Raw genomic sequence first — 17527 nt, 5'->3', positions numbered from 1 at the left:
AAGCCTTCATCACAATTAAACCATTATAATGAAGAAAAAAGTTGTTTTAGCTTTTAGCGGAGGTTTAGATACCTCATTTTGCTGCATTTATCTTGCACAAGACCGTGATTTGGAAGTTCATTCCGTTATTGTAAATACGGGAGGGTTCAGCGAAGATGAACTTAAAGAAATTGAGAAACGTGCTTACGCTTTAGGTGTTGCTTCGCATGCTGTAGTTGATGAAACCAGCAGTTATTATGAAGGCTGTATTAAATATTTGATATTTGGTAACGTACTTAAAAATGCTACTTACCCACTTTCTGTTAGTGCAGAACGTGTTAGCCAGGCAACAGCTATTGCCAATTACGTAAAAAAAATAGGTGCTGATTATGTTGCCCATGGCAGTACTGGTGCAGGGAATGATCAGGTTCGTTTTGACATGATCTTCAATATCATCATTCCGGGTGTAGAAATCATCACCCCAATCAGAGATTTAAAATTATCCCGTGAAGCTGAAATAGAATACCTGGCGGCACATGGCGTTGAATATAGTGCTGAAAAAGCAAGGTATTCCATCAATAAAGGCCTATGGGGAACTTCTGTAGGTGGCAAGGAAACGCTAACTTCTCATGAAACCTTACCTGAAGAGGCATGGCCAACTCAGGTGTCTGAAACCAGCTCACGTAAACTGGAGCTTACTTTTGAAAAAGGGGAACTTACAGGGATAGACGGAGAGGTGCTGGAACCGGTTAAAGCCATTCAAAAATTACAAGCTATTGCGCAGCCTTATGGCATTGGACGCGATATTCATGTTGGTGATACTATTATTGGTATTAAAGGCCGTGTAGGTTTTGAAGCTGCGGCACCAATTGTAATTATCAAAGCCCACCATACTTTAGAGAAACATACTTTAACCAAATGGCAGCTTTCATGGAAAGAGCAATTGTCTTCTTTTTATGGTAACTGGTTGCATGAAGGTCAGTTTCATGATCCGATTATGCGCAATATAGAAGCCTTTTTGGCTGATACCCAAAAAACGGTAAGCGGAAAGGTTTTTGTTGAGTTGCTGCCTTACCGTTTCCAGATCATTGGCATTGAATCCAAACACGATTTGATGAGCAATAAGTTTGGCAGCTATGGCGAAATGAACAATGCCTGGAGTGGCGAAGATGTAAAAGGCTTCTCTAAGATATTTGGTAACCAGGTGATGATTTACCATAAAGTAAATAGCGATGAAAGTTAGAGCAGGTATTGTTGGTGGCGCTGGCTACACAGGTGGAGAGATGATCCGCTTGCTGGTAAACCACCCATCAGTAGAAATTGCTTTTGTAAACAGCAGCAGTAATGCAGGTAATTTGCTTTCTGATGTACATACCGATTTACTTGGAGATACTGATCTTCGCTTTACAGATCAGCTTCCCCAGGATATTGATGTGTTATTTTTATGCGTAGGCCATGGTGATGCGAAAAAGTTTTTAACGGCCAATCCTATTGCTGAAGGCATAAAGATCATAGACCTTAGCCAGGATTTTAGGCTAAAAGCAGCCGCAGGCGATCAGTGGGTATATGGTTTGCCTGAATTGAACCGTGAACGTATCAAAGCTGCTTCTTACATTGCTAACCCTGGCTGTTTCGCCACGGCTATCCAGTTGGCTTTACTGCCTTTGGCTGCTAAAGGCTTGCTGAAAAATGAAGTGCACATCAATGCTACTACTGGTTCTACTGGCGCCGGACAAAGTCTTTCTGCTACTTCTCATTTTAGCTGGCGCAACAATAACCTTTCGGTGTATAAAGCTTTTGAACACCAACACCTCAACGAAATTGGGGAGAGCCTGTTGCAATTGGCTCCTGAATTTAATTCGGAATTGAGTTTTATCCCCCAACGCGGAGATTTCACGAGAGGCATTCTGGCGGCGGTATATACAGAAACTGAACTGGCTGCAGAGGAGATCGAAAAACTGTACGAGGATTATTATGCAGAACATGTGTTTACGCATGTGAGCAAAAAGAATATTGATCTTAAGCAGGTGGTAAACACCAATAAAGGGCTTGTACATGTAGAAAAACATGGAAACAAGGTCTTTATTGTAAGCATGATTGATAACTTGTTAAAAGGTGCAAGCGGACAGGCGGTGCAGAATATGAATTTAATGTTTGGATTGCCGGAACGGCAAGGCTTGAATTTGAAAGCCGCAGCATTTTAACTTATTTACAACCTTAAAACAGTACAAAACATGAATCTTTTTGATGTATACCCACTTAATGATATAGAAATTGTAAAAGCATCCGGCAGCAAGGTCTGGGATGCCAACGGTCAGGAATATTTAGACTTATATGGGGGCCATGCCGTGATTTCCATCGGCCATACCCATCCGCATTATGTACAACGCCTTACTGATCAGCTTAACAAAGTTGGTTTTTATTCCAACTCTGTTAAAATTGCCTTACAGGTAGAGCTGGCAGAGAAACTTGGACAGGTTTCTGGTAAAACAGATTACCAGTTGTTCTTGTGTAACTCTGGTGCAGAAGCGAATGAGAATGCTTTAAAACTAGCTTCTTTTTACAACAACAGGAAGAAGATCATTGCCTTTAAAGGGGCCTTTCACGGCAGAACATCTCTTGCCGTTGCTTGCACAGACAACCCTAAAATTATTGCCCCGGTAAATGAAACGGACAATGTGATCTTTTTGCCACACAATGATGAGGCAGCTTTAGCGCAGGCATTTGCTGATTATGGAAATGAAATCTCTGCGGTTATCATTGAAGGTATTCAGGGTGTAGGCGGTATCAAAGAGGCTTCTGTAAGTTTCCTTCAGCAAATCCGTTCGCTTTGCGACCAATATAATGCGGTGTATATTGCCGATAGTGTACAATGTGGCTATGGCAGAACAGGGCTTTTCTATTCGCATGATTACGCGGGTGTAGCAGCGGATGTATATACCATGGCCAAAGGAATGGGCAACGGATTTCCTGTAGCAGGTATTTCCATTGCACCTAAGTTTAAACCATGGCACTATATGCTGGGCACTACTTTTGGCGGTAACCATTTGGCTTGTGCCGCTGCATTGGCCGTACTGGAAATAATGGAGCAAGACAACCTGATGCAGAATGCTGAAGAAGTTGGGCGCTACCTGATTACCGAATTAAAGAAATTTGAAGAAGTAAAGGAAGTCCGCGGACGTGGCTTGATGATTGGTATAGACCTTCCTGAAGAGCTAAGCCAGGTTAAAAAGAACTTGTTATTTAAACAACATATTTTTACCGGCGAAGCTAAGCCTAACGTTATCAGATTACTGCCTGCATTGAACCTGAGTATGGAACATGCGAACCAATTTTTAGAAAACTTTAAAATTGCCTTAAAAAGCTAATCCTAAGAACCATCAATGAAACAATTTACCTCTGTACATGATGCTGGAGAGATTACCCAGCTGGTTGAAGCCGCACTGGCACTTAAACAAAATCCTTATGCACATCAGGATTTAGGAAAGAACAAAACCCTTGGACTGGTTTTCTTAAATCCAAGTCTGCGTACCCGGTTGAGTACACAAAAGGCAGCCATTAACCTCGGTATGAGCGTAATGGTGATGAACATGGACAAAGAAGGCTGGGCATTGGAAACAGAAGATGGTGTGGTGATGAATGGCAGTACTGTAGAGCACATTAAAGAGGCTGCTGCGGTAATGGGGCAGTATTGCGACATTCTTGGGCTTCGCTCTTTCCCTAAACTGCTTAACCGTGACGAGGATTACAACGAAGATTTTTTTAATAAATTTATAAAATACTGTGGAGTACCTGTAGTAAGCCTTGAAAGTGCTACCCGCCATCCACTACAAAGTCTTGCCGACCTGGTGACCATTCGTGAAACCTGGAAGGCGGAAAGCAAACCTAAAGTTGTTTTGACCTGGGCGCCCCATGTTAAAGCTTTGCCACAAGCAGTACCCAATTCTTTTGCAGAATGGATGTGTAAAGCACAGGCAGAGGGCCTGGTAGATTTTACCATTGCACAGCCAGAGGGATACGAGCTTTCTGAGGATTTTACAAAGGGAGCGACCATTCTGCACAACCAGGAGGAAGCTTTAAAAGATGCAGATTATATTTACGTTAAAAACTGGTCTAGCTTTAAGGAATATGGTAAGGTACTTACTTATCCTGATGGATGGATGATGACCAATGAAAAACTTAAAGGCACCAATGACGCTAAGGTAATGCATTGTTTGCCAGTACGCCGTGATCTGGAACTGTCGTCTGAGATTCTTGATGGACCAAATTCACTGGTAATTCATGAAGCAGGTAACCGGTTATGGGCAGCGCAGGCAGTTTTGAAAGATTTATTGCAAAACCTATCTTAGCATGATGAAAAGTCAGCTAACTGTTATTAAGATTGGTGGAAATGTTATAGATAATTCTGAAAAGCTACACCAGTTTCTGCTGGACTTTACCGCTTTGCCGGGTCAGAAGATTCTGATTCACGGTGGTGGAAAGATTGCAACGGAACTGGGTTTGTCACTAGGTATTGAAGCTAAGATGGTGGAAGGCCGTAGAATTACTGATATTGAGACCTTGCGGATAGTAACCATGGTTTATGCCGGACTGATCAATAAAAATATGGTAGCACAGTTGCAGGCTAAAGGTTGTAATGCCATTGGTTTAACTGGTGCAGATGGTAATATCGTCAAGGCGGTTAAACGTCCGGTAAAAGACATTGATTATGGTTTTGTTGGTGATCTGGATGTAAGTTCTGTTTCTTCAGCTACATTGGGTCAGTTGTTAAATGCGGGGCTGGTTCCTGTATTGTGTGCCATTACTCATGATGGTGATACCCAATTGTTAAATACCAATGCAGATACCATTGCCTCGGCCGTGGCTGTAGCGATGTCCGACTTATACGACACACGTTTGGTTTACTGTTTTGAAAAGAAAGGTGTACTTAGTGATGTAGATGATGACAGTTCTCTGGTTCCAGAAATCAGGATGAACGAATTTGAGGGCTTAAAGGCAGAAGGTGTGGTTTCTGGTGGAATGATCCCTAAGTTGCACAATGCATTTGAAGCTATAAAAAGTGGTGTAACCGAAGTATATATCGGCAAAGCGGATGAATTGGTACAAATAAATGAGGGTGGATTTGGCACCCGTTTAATTCAATAACTATGGAACAATATAAAGGGAAAATAGCCATTTTAGGCAGCGGAAATATAGGTTTGTCATTAGCCAAAGGTTTAGTTAAAGCCAATTATGTAAGTCCATCCCAAATTAGCCTTACCAGGCGTAACGTTGCTGGTTTGGATGCCTATGCTGCACATGGCTATCATGTAAGTACAGATAATGCTGCGGTAGTAGCGAATGCTGATATTGTTGTACTTGCGGTATTGCCCCAGCAACTTAACCAACTTTTAGATCAAATAAAGGGTGTTTTAGATGTAAATAAACAATTGTTTATTTCTGTAGCCTCGGGCGTAAGTTGTGCCGATGTGAGAAATAAGCTTGCCGATCAGGCACAGGTTGTTCGTGCAATGCCTAACACAGCTATCGCTATTGGTCAATCTATGACCTGCGTGGCTACAGACAATGCTTCGGAAGCCAACGTCAAAGAAGTTGTGCGGATGTTTGAGACTGTAGGTGCCGTAGTGAAGATCAATGAAGATTTAATGACTTCTGCCACTGCCTTATGTGCCTGTGGTATTGCTTTCTTTTTACGCGCTATCAGGGCGGCTTCGCAAGGTGGGGTAGAGATTGGTTTTCATGCTGATGAAGCACTTAAAATGGCGGTGCAAACCGCTAAGGGCGCCGCAGATTTGCTTCTGCAAATGGAATCGCATCCAGAGCAGGAAATTGATAAAGTTACTTCGCCAAAAGGATGTACGATTGCCGGATTGAATGAAATGGAACACAATGGCTTTAGTTCTTCACTAATCAAGGGCATTAAATTGAGTGCCGAGAAAGCAGGCGCTTTATATACAAAAGAATAATATGATAGAAAAACTGCAGGATGATAGTTTAGTGTTGTTAAAACAACTGATCAGTATCCAGTCCTTTAGCAGAGAAGAGGATAAAACGGCAACTTTAATTGAGCAATTCTTACAAGAAAGATCGGTTAAAACGCATCGTAAACTAAATAATATTTGGGCATACAATAAACATTTTGATGCTCAAAAACCTACTGTACTTTTAAACTCTCATCACGATACAGTAAAACCCAACTCGGGTTATACCCGTAATCCTTACCAGCCAGATGTTGAGGAAGGAAAGCTCTACGGCCTTGGCAGTAATGATGCCGGTGGTTGTCTGGTTTCCTTAATCGCCACATTTTTGTACTTCTATGAGCAGGAAGGTTTAAGTTATAACATCTGTCTTGCCGCCACTGCAGAAGAAGAAATTTCAGGAACCAACGGCCTGGAGTGCATTCTCCCGGAATTGGGTGAATTGGATTTTGCCATTGTTGGTGAACCTACAGAGATGCAACTGGCCATAGCAGAAAGGGGATTGCTGGTTTTGGATTGTACGGCTACAGGAAAGGCCGGGCATGCCGCACGTGAAGAAGGTGAAAATGCAATTTATAAAGCGTTAAAAGACATTGAATGGTTCCGTACCTATCGTTTTTCTAAGGTGTCGGAAATGTTTGGCCCTTTAAAAATGTCGGTAACCATCATTAATGCGGGTTCTCAGCACAATGTGGTGCCTGCAACTTGTACATTTACCGTTGATGTGCGGGTAACGGATGCTTACACGAATGAAGAAGTACTTAAAATTATCCGCACCAATGTAAATTGTGAGGTTAAACCACGGTCTGTGCGGTTAAAACCATCTTCTATAGAAAAGTCCCATCCTGTGGTACAATCTGGCTTGGCCCTTGGCAGGACCACCTATGGTTCTCCCACCACTTCAGATCAGGCGCTGTTGAGCATTCCCTCTGTAAAAGTGGGGCCAGGTGATTCAGCACGGTCGCACATGGCAGATGAATACGTTTTCGTAAAGGAAATTGCCGAAGGCATTGAATTGTACATTAATATTTTAAAACCTGTAATCCATGGTAAATAACAAGGCTATCTACCCTAATGGTATTATTCCTAATTTTGCGAAATGAAGATCTGGCAGAAAAACGTAAGCGTAAATAAAAACATAGATACTTTTACTGTAGGTAGAGACAGGGAACTGGATTTACAAATGGCAGCTTTTGATGTGCTGGGTTCACTGGCACATGTAGAAATGCTGGAAAGCATCGGGTTGCTGACTGCTGCGGAACTGGCAGAGATCCAAAAGGAATTGAAACACATTTATGTGGATATTGAAGCTGGAAACTTTGTTATTGAAGATGCGGTAGAAGATGTACACTCGCAGGTAGAGTGGTTATTGACCCAACGCATTGGTGAAGCTGGCAAGAAGATCCATAGCGGACGAAGCCGCAATGACCAGGTGCTGGTAGATTTAAAGTTATTTTTCAGGTACCGGATTGAAGAGATGGTTAAAAACACCGAAGTGTTATTTAATGAACTGATTTCGCTGAGCAATAGCCACGCCCATCAGCTGCTTCCCGGTTATACCCACCTGCAAATTGCTATGCCTTCTTCGTTTGGATTGTGGTTTGGTGCATATGCGGAAAGCCTGGTTGATGATTTGGAAATGATGCTGGCTGCATGGAAGGTATGCAATAAAAATCCATTAGGCTCTGCTGCCGGTTACGGTTCTTCCTTCCCGCTAAACAGAACAATGACCACAGAACTGTTGGGTTTTGAAACTTTAAACTACAATGTGGTTTATGCACAGATGGGCAGGGGCAAAACAGAGCGTATTTTAGCTCAGGCCATGTCTTCAATTGCGGCTACGCTGGCAAAAATGGCCATGGATGTTACTTTATTCATTAACCAAAACTTTGGCTTTATCAGTTTTCCTGATGAGCTGACTACCGGTTCGTCTATCATGCCGCATAAGAAGAACCCGGATGTATTTGAGCTGATCCGTTCCAGATGTAATAAAATTCAGGCTTTGCCTAATGAAATTGCGATGATGATCACTAACCTCCCTTCTGGCTATCACCGTGATTTGCAACTGCTCAAAGAAACACTTTTCCCTTCCATCATCTCCTTAAATGAATGTTTGGAAATGACCACCTATATGCTGCAAAACATCAGCATTAAGGACGATATTCTAAAAGACCCTAAATATGCTTATCTATTTAGTGTAGAGGTGGTGAATAACCTTGCGCTTGATGGTGTTCCTTTTAGAGAGGCTTATAAAATTGTTGGCGAAAGCATAGAGAAAGGTACGTTTGTACCCGATACAAAAGTAAATCATACCCACGAGGGTAGCATAGGCAACTTGTGCAACCAGGAAATTACAGGCATGATGAATGGCGTACTGCAGCAGTTCAACTTTGAAAAAATTAATACAGCCATTAAAAATTTATTGGCTTAAATACCCGTATAACACAAAACAAATATGAAAGTATCCGCTTTAGCAAGCTCTCTTATTGGCTCAGAAATTATCAAAATCGGTAATGAAGTAAATGAAATGAAACGTAAGGGTGCAAAAATCGCCAACCTTACCATTGGTGATTTTGACTCGAATATTTACCCAATTCCTGCTGAACTGAAAGAGGGTATTGTTGCCGCTTATCAAGATAATCAAACCAATTACCCACCTGCGGATGGTATTTTGCCATTACGTGAAACGGTATCGGCAATGCTTAAAGAAAGATTTGCGCTGGATTATGGCACCAATGAAATCTTGGTTTCGGGAGGCTCCAGACCGCTCATTTATGCTACTTACCTGGCCTTAATTGATCCGGGTGATACCGTAGTTTTCCCTGCACCATCATGGAACAATAACCATTATTGCCATTTGACTTCTGCCAGGGCTATAGCGGTAGAAACAGATGCAGCACATAATTTTATGCCTACGGCCGCACAGTTGAAACCACATTTAAAAGGAGCAACGTTGCTGGCACTTTGTTCTCCCCTAAACCCGACGGGAACCATGTTTACGGCAGATCAATTGGCTGAAATATGTGATGCGGTGCTGGAAGAAAACAACTCCCGTGCTGAAGGTGAGAAACCCCTGTACCTGATGTACGACCAAATTTATTCCTTACTTACCTTTGGAGTAGATCACGTAAATCCGGTGAGCTTAAGGCCTGAAATCAGAGACTACACCATCTTTGTAGATGGTAGTTCAAAATGTCTTGCTGCTACTGGTGTGCGTGTAGGATGGGGCTTTGGCCCGGCAGATATCATCAACCGCATGAAAGCATTGGTGGGACATATGGGTGCCTGGGCGCCTAAGGCCGAGCAGGTAGCTATGGCCAATTATTTCAACCAGACTGAAGTACTGGATGGCTTTTTAGCGGAGTTTAAATCACGGATACAAGATAGCTTAAATGCATTGTATACAGGCTTTATTGCGCTTAAAGAAGAAGGTTTTAGTGTAGATGCGGTACAGCCTATGGGCGCCATTTACCTCACTATTAAAATAGATTACATTGGTAAAACTACTCCCGAAGGTCAGGTGCTTAAAAATAGCGCAGATGTTAACTTTTATCTGATCAAAGAAGCCTTAGCCGCATTGGTGCCATTTTCTGCTTTCGGTAATGATGAAGATATGCCATGGTTCAGGGCATCTGTTGGCGCTTGTACTTTACAGGATGTGAAAGACATGATGCCAAGAATTAAAGCAGCACTAAGTAAGCTGAAGTAACAATGTCTAAAACAAAAGGCGATCCAAATGGGTCGCCTTTTGTTTTATTTAAACTCTGATGTTTTGTGGAATTCAATATCAGGATAATCCCTTTTGGTCATGTTAATCATAAAATCGTTATCAGCCAAATACACAGGATTCCCATCTTTATCTTCTCCAATGTGTTGTTGCTTCCGCTTTAAAAACTCTTCTAATTTCTTTTTATCAGTAGAAGTTACCCAGTTAGATCTGGTGTAGCTTAACATCCTAAAATGCGCTTTTGCCCCATATTCATGCTCCAGGCGGAAAGCAATAACCTCAAATTGCAAATCACCCACGGCACCAATTATTTTTCGGTTACCCGGCTGCTGAACAAAGAGCTGTGCTACCCCCTCTTCCGTAAGCTGTTGTATGCCCTTTTCAAGCTGTTTGGTTCTTAAAGGGTCAAGGTTCTCTACTTCCTTAAATATTTCGGGAGAGAAGCTTGGAATGCCCTTAAATTGCAATTGTTCTCCCTCAGTTAAGGTGTCTCCAATTTTAAAGTTGCCACTATCGTATAAACCAACTACGTCACCCGGCCATGCTTCCTCTACAATACTTTTCTCATTGGCCATGAAGTCCATCGGATTAGAGAACTTTAGTTTCTTTTGCTGGCGGGTATGGTAGTAGAACTTGTTTCGTTCAAATTTACCAGAGCAAATTCTTAAGAAAGCAATCCGGTCGCGGTGTTTAGGGTCCAGGTTGGCATGGATTTTAAATACAAAGCCACTAAAGTTTTTTTCATTTACCAATACTTCCCGCTGCTCCGCTTCCCTGCTTCTCGGACTTGGTGCAATGTCAATAAAAGTATCCAGCAATTCTTTAATCCCAAAGTTATTGATGGCACTGCCAAAAAATACAGGGGCAAGTAAGCCTTCCGTATACATGCTTTTATCCAGGTCTCCGTAAACGCCATGAACCAGCTCCAGGTCATCTTTTAAGCCCGAAAGTTCTTTTGGCTTAAGGAATTGGGTCAAACTTTCATCATTCAGGTCGTTAACCTCAATAACCGGCTCGCTGATTTTGGTTTTGTCTGGTTCAAAAAGATTTAAGTGTTTGTTATAGATGCTATATACGCCTTTAAAGGTATGTCCTTGCCCAATAGGCCATGACAAAGGACAAAGGCTAATGTTCAATTTGTTTTCTATTTCGTCAAGCAAGTCGAAAGCCTCTTTACCCTCCCGGTCCATTTTATTGATAAAAATGATTACCGGTGTATTCCGCATGCGGCATACCGACATTAACTTTTCCGTTTGCTCTTCCACACCCTTAACGCAATCTACCACTAGGATCACACTATCTACCGCAGATAATGTTCTGTAGGTATCTTCCGCGAAATCCTTGTGACCAGGGGTATCCAGGATGTTGATCCGTTTGTCGCTATACTCAAAGCCCATTACAGAAGTCGCTACGGAAATTCCACGTTGCTTTTCAATCTCCATAAAATCGGAGGTACTGCTTTGGTTGGCTTTATTTCGCTTTACAGCTCCGGCCGTATTGATGGCACCACCAAATAACAAAAACTTTTCTGTTAAAGTAGTTTTACCGGCATCCGGGTGACTGATAATGGCAAACGTTTTTCTTTTTTCTATTTCAGGGTGAATCATAAAAGGGTTCAGCGTGTTTTGCTGAAGCGGTTGCAAAGATAAAGATAAATAACAAAAGAAAAACCGGCCATTATAGCCGGTTTTCCATGCGCTTCAATCCCATCAATCCCTCTTCTCCGCAATATTTATGGTGTTAGTTTCTGCCTGATCTGCCACCACGTCCCTCGCCACCACCGCGGCTTTCAGAACTTCTTTGTTGTTGTTGCTGCTGACGTTGCTGTTCAACCTGCTGACGTTGTTGTTGCGCCTGCTGTTGTCTTTGTTGGTTTTCAGCTTCACTGCGTTGCTGTCTCTGCTGCTGCTCTGCTTGCTGCCTTTGTTGTTGCGCCTGCTCACGTTGCTGTTGTCTTTGTTGGTTTTCAGCCTCGCTGCGCTGCTGTCTCTGCTGTTGATCGGCTTGTTGCCTTTGCTGATCTGCCTGCTGACGTTGCGCTTCACCACGTTGTTGGCGCTGCTGCTCTCTTTGCTGGTTTTCAGCCTCAGTACGCTGTTGCCTTTGTTGATCACCTTGCTGACGTTGTGCATCGCCACGTTGCTGGCGTTGTTGCTCAAACTGCTGCTGGCGCTGTTGTCTTTGCTCAGGAGTTTGTGCGTCACGTTGCTGACGATCTGCTCCAGATTGGTTCCTGTTGCCTGGCGTTCCAAATCTTCCCGGACGACCACCTTCAGTTCCCCTATCTCCAGGGTTCGCAGTACCTCTGTCCGGCCTGTTCCCATCAGGATTTCTTTCAGCTGCACGATCTGGTCTGGTCCCATTGCCATTTTCGCCTCTGCCACCACGATTGGCTATATAGGAACTTCCAGGTGCTACAGTTCTTGGAACCGCATTGGCATTATCTCCCCTTCCGCCCCGTGGCGTATACATATTAATGCTGTTGTTAGAAATCCCTCCTCTTCCAGGTCTGTCAGAACGATTAATGTTATACACCCTTACATCCTGACGTGTTGCCCTCCTGATATCATCTCTTCTTGGACCTGTGTAATAAGAGTTTCTGTTGTGTACATAAACATTGGTAATATAGGTAGTACGACCCAGGATTCCATAATTTCTGTTGGCATAGTACCTTGGAAAGCGGCTATAGTAAATGTTGGCCTGTGGTACAAAACACCACCACAAGTCTGGAATGCTAAACCCAAAGTTCACACTTACACCCATTCTTGGCCCTAGTGGCGCCCAGCCATAGTAACCCCCGCCAGATCTCCAGCTTACCCATGCAGGTCCCCAGGTGGTATCCGGGATCCAAAGCCATTGATTGTACCTGTTGGTTACCCAGCGTCCGTAATGGAAAGGAGCCCAACCCCAATCATAATCAGATACCCATGTATTTCCATATTCGGTCATGGCCCATCGTCCATTGCTGTAGTATGGTCTAAAATCACTCTGATCTACATCAGGCCGCCATACATAGCCATACTCCTGATCTTGTATCCAGGTTCCATAAGGAGATAATTCATCGTAAAAAGTTTGCAGAGACACATCATCATCCTGCGCCTTTGTCTGCTGTGTGAATCCGGTGAGCAGGAGCAGTAGCCCCAAAACTATGGCCGGAAATTTAATCCTGTTTTTCATGTGTGTGTGATTTATATTTGTTTCTTAACCTATTTTTAAGATATCAATTTGAGTTCCGATAATTACATTAGTTTAATCTCCAATGTAATCTAATTGTAAACCTATACAGAACAGGCCTTGGTTTAGGTTTTGAGCCTGTAAAACATGATACAATTTACGAAGTATGATGCTAAAAAACAAGTAATTCCATACCACTATGCGCGCTGAGTAGAATATTTAACATTAAAATGCGCTTTACAACCAATTATTTTATTCTTTTGTAAACTGTAAAAAAAGCAATACAGTACTAATTTAATCTATTCAAATGAGCAAAGGCACCCTGTTTTTAATTCCTGTACCGTTAGCGGAAAATGCATCTGCAAAATCATATACACCCTATTTGTTAGATACAATTAACGCTCTGGATACTTACATTGTTGAAAATGAAAAGACAGCAAGAAAGTTTTTAAAAGAGGCGGGATTGCAAAAACCACAAAGTGAATTGAAAATTCACGATTACGGGAAGCACAAACGTAACGATTCTATGGTGCCTTATTTTAAGGAACTGATGACCGGTAAAGATGTGGGTTTGATGAGTGAAGCCGGAAGTCCGGGTATAGCAGATCCCGGTGCGGATGTTGTTGCCGAGGCACATAAAAGAGGGATAAAAGTGGTTCCACTGGTTGGCCCAAGTTCTATTCTTTTGGCTTTAATGGCTTCCGGATTTAACGGACAGAGCTTCACCTTTCATGGCTATCTGCCGATCGATAAAACCGAACGTGGAAAACGGATTAAAGAGCTGGAACAACTTGCCATAAAAAACAAGCAAACACAACTGTTTATAGAAACGCCATTTAGAAACAACCACCTTTACGAAGATATTTTAAAGAATACCGCTGCCCAGACTTTGCTGTGCGTAGCTTGTAACATTACCGGAGAAGATGAGATGATTAAAACCATGTCTATCGGACAATGGCGTCAGGAAAGAATAGACTTGCATAAAAAACCAACTATCTTTTTGTTGTACAGGTAATTTACCTGTACATGTTTTTGCTTTCAATAAAAGCGATTACGGCATCCGGAACCTGGAACTGAATGCTTTTATGCTCCTTAATGGCTTTACGGATAAATGTAGAAGAGATATCCATCTGTGGGGTATCTGTCAGTATAATAGAAGGATGGCTTTTCCATTCTGTTAAATCGATACCTGGTCTTGGGTAAACATAGAGCTGATAGTTTTTAAGCAAGACCTCGTAATTTTTCCATTTTTTAAAAGAAGCCAGGTTATCGGCACCCATAATCAATGCAAACGTTCTGTCTGGATATTTTTCCTGAAGATAAGTTAAAGTATCTATAGTATAAGAGGGCTGTGGTAAGCCAAACTCTATGTTGCTTACCTTAAGGTGTTCGGCCTTTTCCGTTGCCAGCCTGGCCATCTCCAACCTGTCGTACATGTTGCCAAGCCCTTTCTTCTCTTTTAATGGATTGTGTGGCGAGACCACTAACCATACTTCATCCAGTTCCGTAAAAGAAGCCATATAATTGGCTATAATCAGGTGCCCGGTGTGTATGGGGTTAAAAGAACCGAAGAAAAGGCCAGTCTTCATGACAGCACAAATTACGAAGCTATAAAATCAGCCACAAGCTTTTCTGCTTCCTGGCAGGCAACTTCCAGGTCATAATTCTTCAGGATCACATCAAACTTTTCTGCATATTCAAGCTCTTTTTCAGCCTTTGTAAAGCGTTCCTGAAGTTTTTCGGGACTGTCTGTACCTCTTCCTGTTAATCTTTCTTTAAGCACTTCAAGTGAGGGTGGCTGCACAAAAATAGCCAATGCATCTGCCTCATATTTTCTTTTTAACCTGATGCCACCTTCCACGTCAATATCAAAAATCACATGTTTACCAGCGTCCCAGATGCGTTGGATTTCAGAGCGCAGTGTGCCATAAAAAGTACCGTTATATACCTCTTCAAATTCCACAAACTCCTGGTGTGCTACTTTATGCAAAAAGGCTTCTTTGGAAATAAAGTAATAATCCTTTTCATGAACTTCATCTCCGCGCTGCTCTCTTGTTGTAGCAGAAATAGAAAAGGACAGGGATGGAAATTTAGTGAGCAGGTGTTTTACGATAGTGGTTTTCCCGGCACCGGAAGGAGCAGAAAATATGATCAGTTTTCCTTGTTTCATTGATGTTTCGTTATTATGCTAGAGGACGTTTAAAAGCTGTTCTTTTATCTTCTCCAGTTCTTCTTTCATACCCACAACCAGTTGCTGTATTTGGGCATCATTGGCTTTAGCACCCATGGTATTAATTTCCCTGCCTATCTCCTGAGAAATAAATCCGAGTTTTTTACCATTGGCATCCTTACCCTTCAAAGCTTCCACAAAGTAATCACAATGACTGCGTAAGCGAATTTTTTCTTCTGTAATGTCCAATTTGTCTATGTAATAAATCAATTCCTGCTCCAGGCGGTTTTGATCTACATTCAGCTTGCCTACATTGTCTTCCAAAAACTGGTTTAACCGGCTTCTGATTTGCGGAATCCTCAATGGTTCCAAAACTTCAATCTGAGCAAAAAACTGCAGAATGTTTTTAATTCTAAGTTCCAGGTCACTTCTTAAAACAGCGCCTTCATCTTCTCTAAATTTGTTGAAGTTTTTTAGGGCTGTATTAAAGGTTTCATTTAATACTTTCCATTCCGAATCGCTGGCCTCATCTTCCGTGTAGCTGATGACTTCAGGAAAATTAAGAACTGCTTGTAATAAATTACCGGAATTTGCACCCAAATCTATGTTGATGGCCTCCAGCTGTTTGTAGTATTTACTTAACAGTGCTGCATTTATGGTGGCCCCCTTCAGGTTCTCCGCAGAACGCTCAATATTAACAGACACATTTACTTTTCCGCGCTCAATATCCTTGCTACACACATTACGCAGTAAAAGTTCCTTATCGGCATATGCCCGCGGTAGTTTTAAATTCAGTTCCAGGAACTTACTGTTTAAAGATTTGATCTCTACGGCAAATTTAATATTTTCATGGTCTGTAGAGGCCAGGCCATAGCCTGTCATAGATTTTATCATGTGCAAAGATATAATTTATTGTTAAAACGGTTTAATGGTACGATTTTTAATCATTATGTTTAAATTTACATAATGATTTTCACAAGACTTCGCCCATTCACATTTCTTTTCTTTTTGATGTTCGCTTTAATGGTCGTGCCCTTTGTTTCTGAGGCCCAGCAGGCGGGTATTGTAAGGGGGGTAATTATGGAACGTGGTACCACAACACGACTTGGTGATGCAGAGGTTGTAAATAAAAGAACAGGGGCTTCTGTGCAAAGCAATAGCTTCGGTTTTTTTCAGATCGGTGGACTGGTTACAGATACCTTAATGATTTTCAGGATAGAGTATGCCACTACCGAGGCTGCCGTTACTTCTACTAAGGATATGGTTATTTACTTAAACCGGGGTACAAATTTAAAGGAAGTAAAGATTACCGCGGGTCAGAACAGGAAAGAGGAATTTAAAGAAATTAAACAGGATTACAGGGATAAGGGCACTTTTTACGAAGGTAAACCACCATTGTTATCCTATATTTTTTCTCCGCTAACGGCGGTTTATGAGCTTTTCGGAAAGACACCTAAAAATGCAAGGCGGTTTGGTAAATATGCCACCACGGAGCTGCAGCAATCAGAAATTGACGGACTTTTTAATGAGTTTATGGTTAAAAAGCATACGCCTTTAAAGGGAGGCAAAGAGCTGGATTATTTTATGATAAATTACCGTCCGGAGTATAGCAAAGCAAGAAAATGGGCTGAATATGATGCCATTAAGTACATCAGGGATGCTTATACAAAGTATACGGAAGATTTAAAGGCAAATCCTAATCTGACCAATCCAAATCTGGATTCGCTAAAAAGGGAAATATTAAAAGCAGATAGTTTAAAAAGAATTAAATAGAGAGTGCTTCGCAGGCTTTTTCAGCTGCAAGCTTTTCCGCATTCTTCTTGTTGTAGTCACGCCCGATGCCATAGTTTTCACCTTCAATCATAGCCTGAATGGTAAATAACTTAGTGCTTTCGCCTTCTCCGTTCTGCACCATATCAAAGGTGATATCTTTACCATGACGCTGGCACCATTCAATCAACTTACTTTTAAAGTTAGTTTCTGTAAGTTCCAGTGTATGAATGTCGATGTAAGGCTTTACAATCCTCTTCATCAAAAACTCCCTTGTAAAATCATATCCCTTATCAAGATATATTGCACCAATAAGCGCTTCAAAAGCATCACCAAGCATAGAGTGGTGTTTGGTTTGCACATTCACCATCTTCTGATCAAAGATAATCAGTTGGTCGAAACCCATTTTGCGGGCCAGCTGGTTTAAATTTACACGGTTCACAATTTTAGAACGCATTTCTGTTAAAAATCCCTCCTCTTTATAAGGATAGCTTTTAAACAAAAGTTCGGCAATTACAGAACCCAGGATGGCATCGCCAAGAAATTCTAAACGCTCATTGCTGCTCCGGCTCCCGTTTTTTAATACTTTAGCCACAGAACGGTGCCTGAAAGCCATTTTATATAAAACAGTATTTCCAGGAACAAACCCGAGTATGTTTTTCAGCTTTTTAACAAATTCCTTATCAGCCGATAAATAAAGCTTATAGAGGTCAAATAAGGGCATTGAGT

Annotated in this window: 17 protein-coding genes and 1 pseudogene; 11 read left to right on the top strand and 7 right to left on the bottom strand. The window is 41.9% G+C overall.

Going from position 1 to position 17527, the window contains the following annotated elements:
• The first annotated feature begins 28 nt into the window (after nucleotides 1-28).
• The 9 genes from LPB86_RS03110 to LPB86_RS03070 are packed head-to-tail and all read left to right on the top strand — an operon-like array spanning nucleotide 29 to nucleotide 9666.
• Nucleotides 29-1222, top strand: coding sequence for an argininosuccinate synthase (locus LPB86_RS03110; RefSeq protein ID WP_230641081.1), 1194 nt, complete (start codon nucleotides 29-31; stop codon nucleotides 1220-1222).
• Entirely contained in the window at nucleotides 1212-2183 is a 972-nt protein-coding gene (argC, locus tag LPB86_RS03105; RefSeq protein WP_230641080.1) for an N-acetyl-gamma-glutamyl-phosphate reductase, read from the top strand. Before LPB86_RS03110 ends, argC begins: the two co-directional genes overlap by 11 nt.
• Nucleotides 2184-2213: 30 nt before the next feature.
• Entirely contained in the window at nucleotides 2214-3347 is a 1134-nt protein-coding gene (locus tag LPB86_RS03100; protein ID WP_230641079.1) for an aspartate aminotransferase family protein, read from the top strand.
• Nucleotides 3348-3362: 15 nt separating this feature from the next.
• Nucleotides 3363-4328 (top strand): acetylornithine carbamoyltransferase, encoded by a 966-nt coding sequence (locus LPB86_RS03095; protein WP_230641078.1) that lies wholly within the window; start codon nucleotides 3363-3365, stop codon nucleotides 4326-4328.
• Nucleotides 4329-4332: 4 nt separating this feature from the next.
• The gene (argB, locus tag LPB86_RS03090) at nucleotides 4333-5124 is read left to right on the top strand and encodes an acetylglutamate kinase (RefSeq protein WP_370632811.1); all 792 of its coding nucleotides are present in this window, start codon (nucleotides 4333-4335) and stop codon (nucleotides 5122-5124) included.
• Between the two features lie 2 nt (nucleotides 5125-5126).
• A complete protein-coding gene (gene proC / locus LPB86_RS03085; protein WP_230641076.1) occupies nucleotides 5127-5945 on the top strand; it encodes a pyrroline-5-carboxylate reductase in 819 nt (272 codons plus the stop codon).
• 1 nt (nucleotide 5946) lies between these two features.
• The gene (locus LPB86_RS03080) at nucleotides 5947-7014 is read left to right on the top strand and encodes a M20 family metallo-hydrolase (protein ID WP_230641075.1); all 1068 of its coding nucleotides are present in this window, start codon (nucleotides 5947-5949) and stop codon (nucleotides 7012-7014) included.
• A gap of 42 nt (nucleotides 7015-7056) precedes the next feature.
• Entirely contained in the window at nucleotides 7057-8388 is a 1332-nt protein-coding gene (argH, locus tag LPB86_RS03075) for an argininosuccinate lyase (RefSeq protein ID WP_230641074.1), read from the top strand.
• A 24-nt stretch (nucleotides 8389-8412) separates the two neighbouring features.
• Nucleotides 8413-9666, top strand: a complete 1254-nt coding sequence (locus LPB86_RS03070) for a pyridoxal phosphate-dependent aminotransferase (RefSeq protein WP_230641073.1) — start codon at nucleotides 8413-8415, stop codon at nucleotides 9664-9666.
• 44 nt (nucleotides 9667-9710) lie between these two features.
• Here LPB86_RS03070 and LPB86_RS03065 read toward each other — a convergent pair whose 3' ends face one another.
• The 3 genes and pseudogenes from LPB86_RS03065 to LPB86_RS20925 all read right to left on the bottom strand — a co-directional run.
• Nucleotides 9711-11291 (bottom strand): peptide chain release factor 3, encoded by a 1581-nt coding sequence (locus tag LPB86_RS03065; protein ID WP_230641072.1) that lies wholly within the window; start codon nucleotides 11289-11291, stop codon nucleotides 9711-9713.
• Nucleotides 11292-11393: 102 nt separating this feature from the next.
• Entirely contained in the window at nucleotides 11394-12008 is a 615-nt protein-coding gene (locus LPB86_RS20930) for a hypothetical protein (RefSeq protein WP_370632810.1), read from the bottom strand.
• Nucleotides 12009-12459: 451 nt separating this feature from the next.
• A pseudogene (locus LPB86_RS20925) lies at nucleotides 12460-12861 on the bottom strand (DUF6600 domain-containing protein); the annotation flags it as partial.
• Nucleotides 12862-13165: 304 nt separating this feature from the next.
• Here LPB86_RS20925 and LPB86_RS03055 point away from each other — a divergent pair.
• The gene (locus LPB86_RS03055) at nucleotides 13166-13873 is read left to right on the top strand and encodes an SAM-dependent methyltransferase (protein ID WP_230641070.1); all 708 of its coding nucleotides are present in this window, start codon (nucleotides 13166-13168) and stop codon (nucleotides 13871-13873) included.
• A gap of 1 nt (nucleotide 13874) precedes the next feature.
• Here the strand turns inward: LPB86_RS03055 and nadD are convergent, their stop codons facing one another.
• The 3 genes from nadD to LPB86_RS03040 are packed head-to-tail and all read right to left on the bottom strand — an operon-like array spanning nucleotide 13875 to nucleotide 15910.
• Nucleotides 13875-14447, bottom strand: coding sequence for a nicotinate (nicotinamide) nucleotide adenylyltransferase (gene nadD / locus LPB86_RS03050; protein WP_230641069.1), 573 nt, complete (start codon nucleotides 14445-14447; stop codon nucleotides 13875-13877).
• 11 nt (nucleotides 14448-14458) lie between these two features.
• A complete protein-coding gene (gmk, locus tag LPB86_RS03045; RefSeq protein WP_230641068.1) occupies nucleotides 14459-15028 on the bottom strand; it encodes a guanylate kinase in 570 nt (189 codons plus the stop codon).
• Nucleotides 15029-15046: 18 nt separating this feature from the next.
• Complete coding sequence (locus tag LPB86_RS03040; RefSeq protein ID WP_230644281.1) at nucleotides 15047-15910, bottom strand: YicC/YloC family endoribonuclease; 864 nt, start codon at nucleotides 15908-15910, stop codon at nucleotides 15047-15049.
• 84 nt (nucleotides 15911-15994) lie between these two features.
• Between LPB86_RS03040 and LPB86_RS03035 the strand changes: the two genes are divergently transcribed.
• Nucleotides 15995-16801, top strand: a complete 807-nt coding sequence (locus LPB86_RS03035; protein WP_230641067.1) for a hypothetical protein — start codon at nucleotides 15995-15997, stop codon at nucleotides 16799-16801.
• Here LPB86_RS03035 and rnc read toward each other — a convergent pair.
• On the bottom strand, nucleotides 16794-17522 hold the full coding sequence (gene rnc, locus LPB86_RS03030; protein ID WP_230641066.1) for a ribonuclease III: 729 nt from the start codon (nucleotides 17520-17522) through the stop codon (nucleotides 16794-16796). The genes LPB86_RS03035 and rnc overlap by 8 nt on opposite strands.
• Between the last annotated feature and the right edge of the window lie 5 nt (nucleotides 17523-17527).

This window comes from Pedobacter sp. MC2016-14 (genome assembly GCF_020991475.1).
GTDB lineage: Bacteria > Bacteroidota > Bacteroidia > Sphingobacteriales > Sphingobacteriaceae > Pedobacter.
The sequence above is the reverse complement of the archived record's forward strand: the minus strand, read 5'-3'. Positions and strand labels throughout refer to the sequence as shown.

Excerpts from the sequence above, each read along its gene's own strand:
- LPB86_RS03110 (WP_230641081.1), top strand. The coding sequence starts at position 29 with ATGAAGAAAAAAGTTGTTTTAGCTTTTAGCGGAGGTTTAGATACCTCA.
- proC (WP_230641076.1), top strand. The coding sequence starts at position 5,127 with ATGGAACAATATAAAGGGAAAATAGCCATTTTAGGCAGCGGAAATATA.
- LPB86_RS03070 (WP_230641073.1), top strand. The coding sequence starts at position 8,413 with ATGAAAGTATCCGCTTTAGCAAGCTCTCTTATTGGCTCAGAAATTATC.
- LPB86_RS03055 (WP_230641070.1), top strand. The coding sequence starts at position 13,166 with ATGAGCAAAGGCACCCTGTTTTTAATTCCTGTACCGTTAGCGGAAAAT.
- LPB86_RS20930 (WP_370632810.1), bottom strand. The coding sequence starts at position 12,008 with ATGGGAACAGGCCGGACAGAGGTACTGCGAACCCTGGAGATAGGGGAA.
- argH (WP_230641074.1), top strand. The coding sequence starts at position 7,057 with ATGAAGATCTGGCAGAAAAACGTAAGCGTAAATAAAAACATAGATACT.
- LPB86_RS03035 (WP_230641067.1), top strand. The coding sequence starts at position 15,995 with ATGATTTTCACAAGACTTCGCCCATTCACATTTCTTTTCTTTTTGATG.
- LPB86_RS03065 (WP_230641072.1), bottom strand. The coding sequence starts at position 11,291 with ATGATTCACCCTGAAATAGAAAAAAGAAAAACGTTTGCCATTATCAGT.
- LPB86_RS03095 (WP_230641078.1), top strand. The coding sequence starts at position 3,363 with ATGAAACAATTTACCTCTGTACATGATGCTGGAGAGATTACCCAGCTG.
- LPB86_RS03100 (WP_230641079.1), top strand. The coding sequence starts at position 2,214 with ATGAATCTTTTTGATGTATACCCACTTAATGATATAGAAATTGTAAAA.
- LPB86_RS03040 (WP_230644281.1), bottom strand. The coding sequence starts at position 15,910 with ATGACAGGCTATGGCCTGGCCTCTACAGACCATGAAAATATTAAATTT.
- argB (WP_370632811.1), top strand. The coding sequence starts at position 4,333 with ATGAAAAGTCAGCTAACTGTTATTAAGATTGGTGGAAATGTTATAGAT.
- rnc (WP_230641066.1), bottom strand. The coding sequence starts at position 17,522 with ATGCCCTTATTTGACCTCTATAAGCTTTATTTATCGGCTGATAAGGAA.
- nadD (WP_230641069.1), bottom strand. The coding sequence starts at position 14,447 with ATGAAGACTGGCCTTTTCTTCGGTTCTTTTAACCCCATACACACCGGG.
- gmk (WP_230641068.1), bottom strand. The coding sequence starts at position 15,028 with ATGAAACAAGGAAAACTGATCATATTTTCTGCTCCTTCCGGTGCCGGG.
- argC (WP_230641080.1), top strand. The coding sequence starts at position 1,212 with ATGAAAGTTAGAGCAGGTATTGTTGGTGGCGCTGGCTACACAGGTGGA.
- LPB86_RS03080 (WP_230641075.1), top strand. The coding sequence starts at position 5,947 with ATGATAGAAAAACTGCAGGATGATAGTTTAGTGTTGTTAAAACAACTG.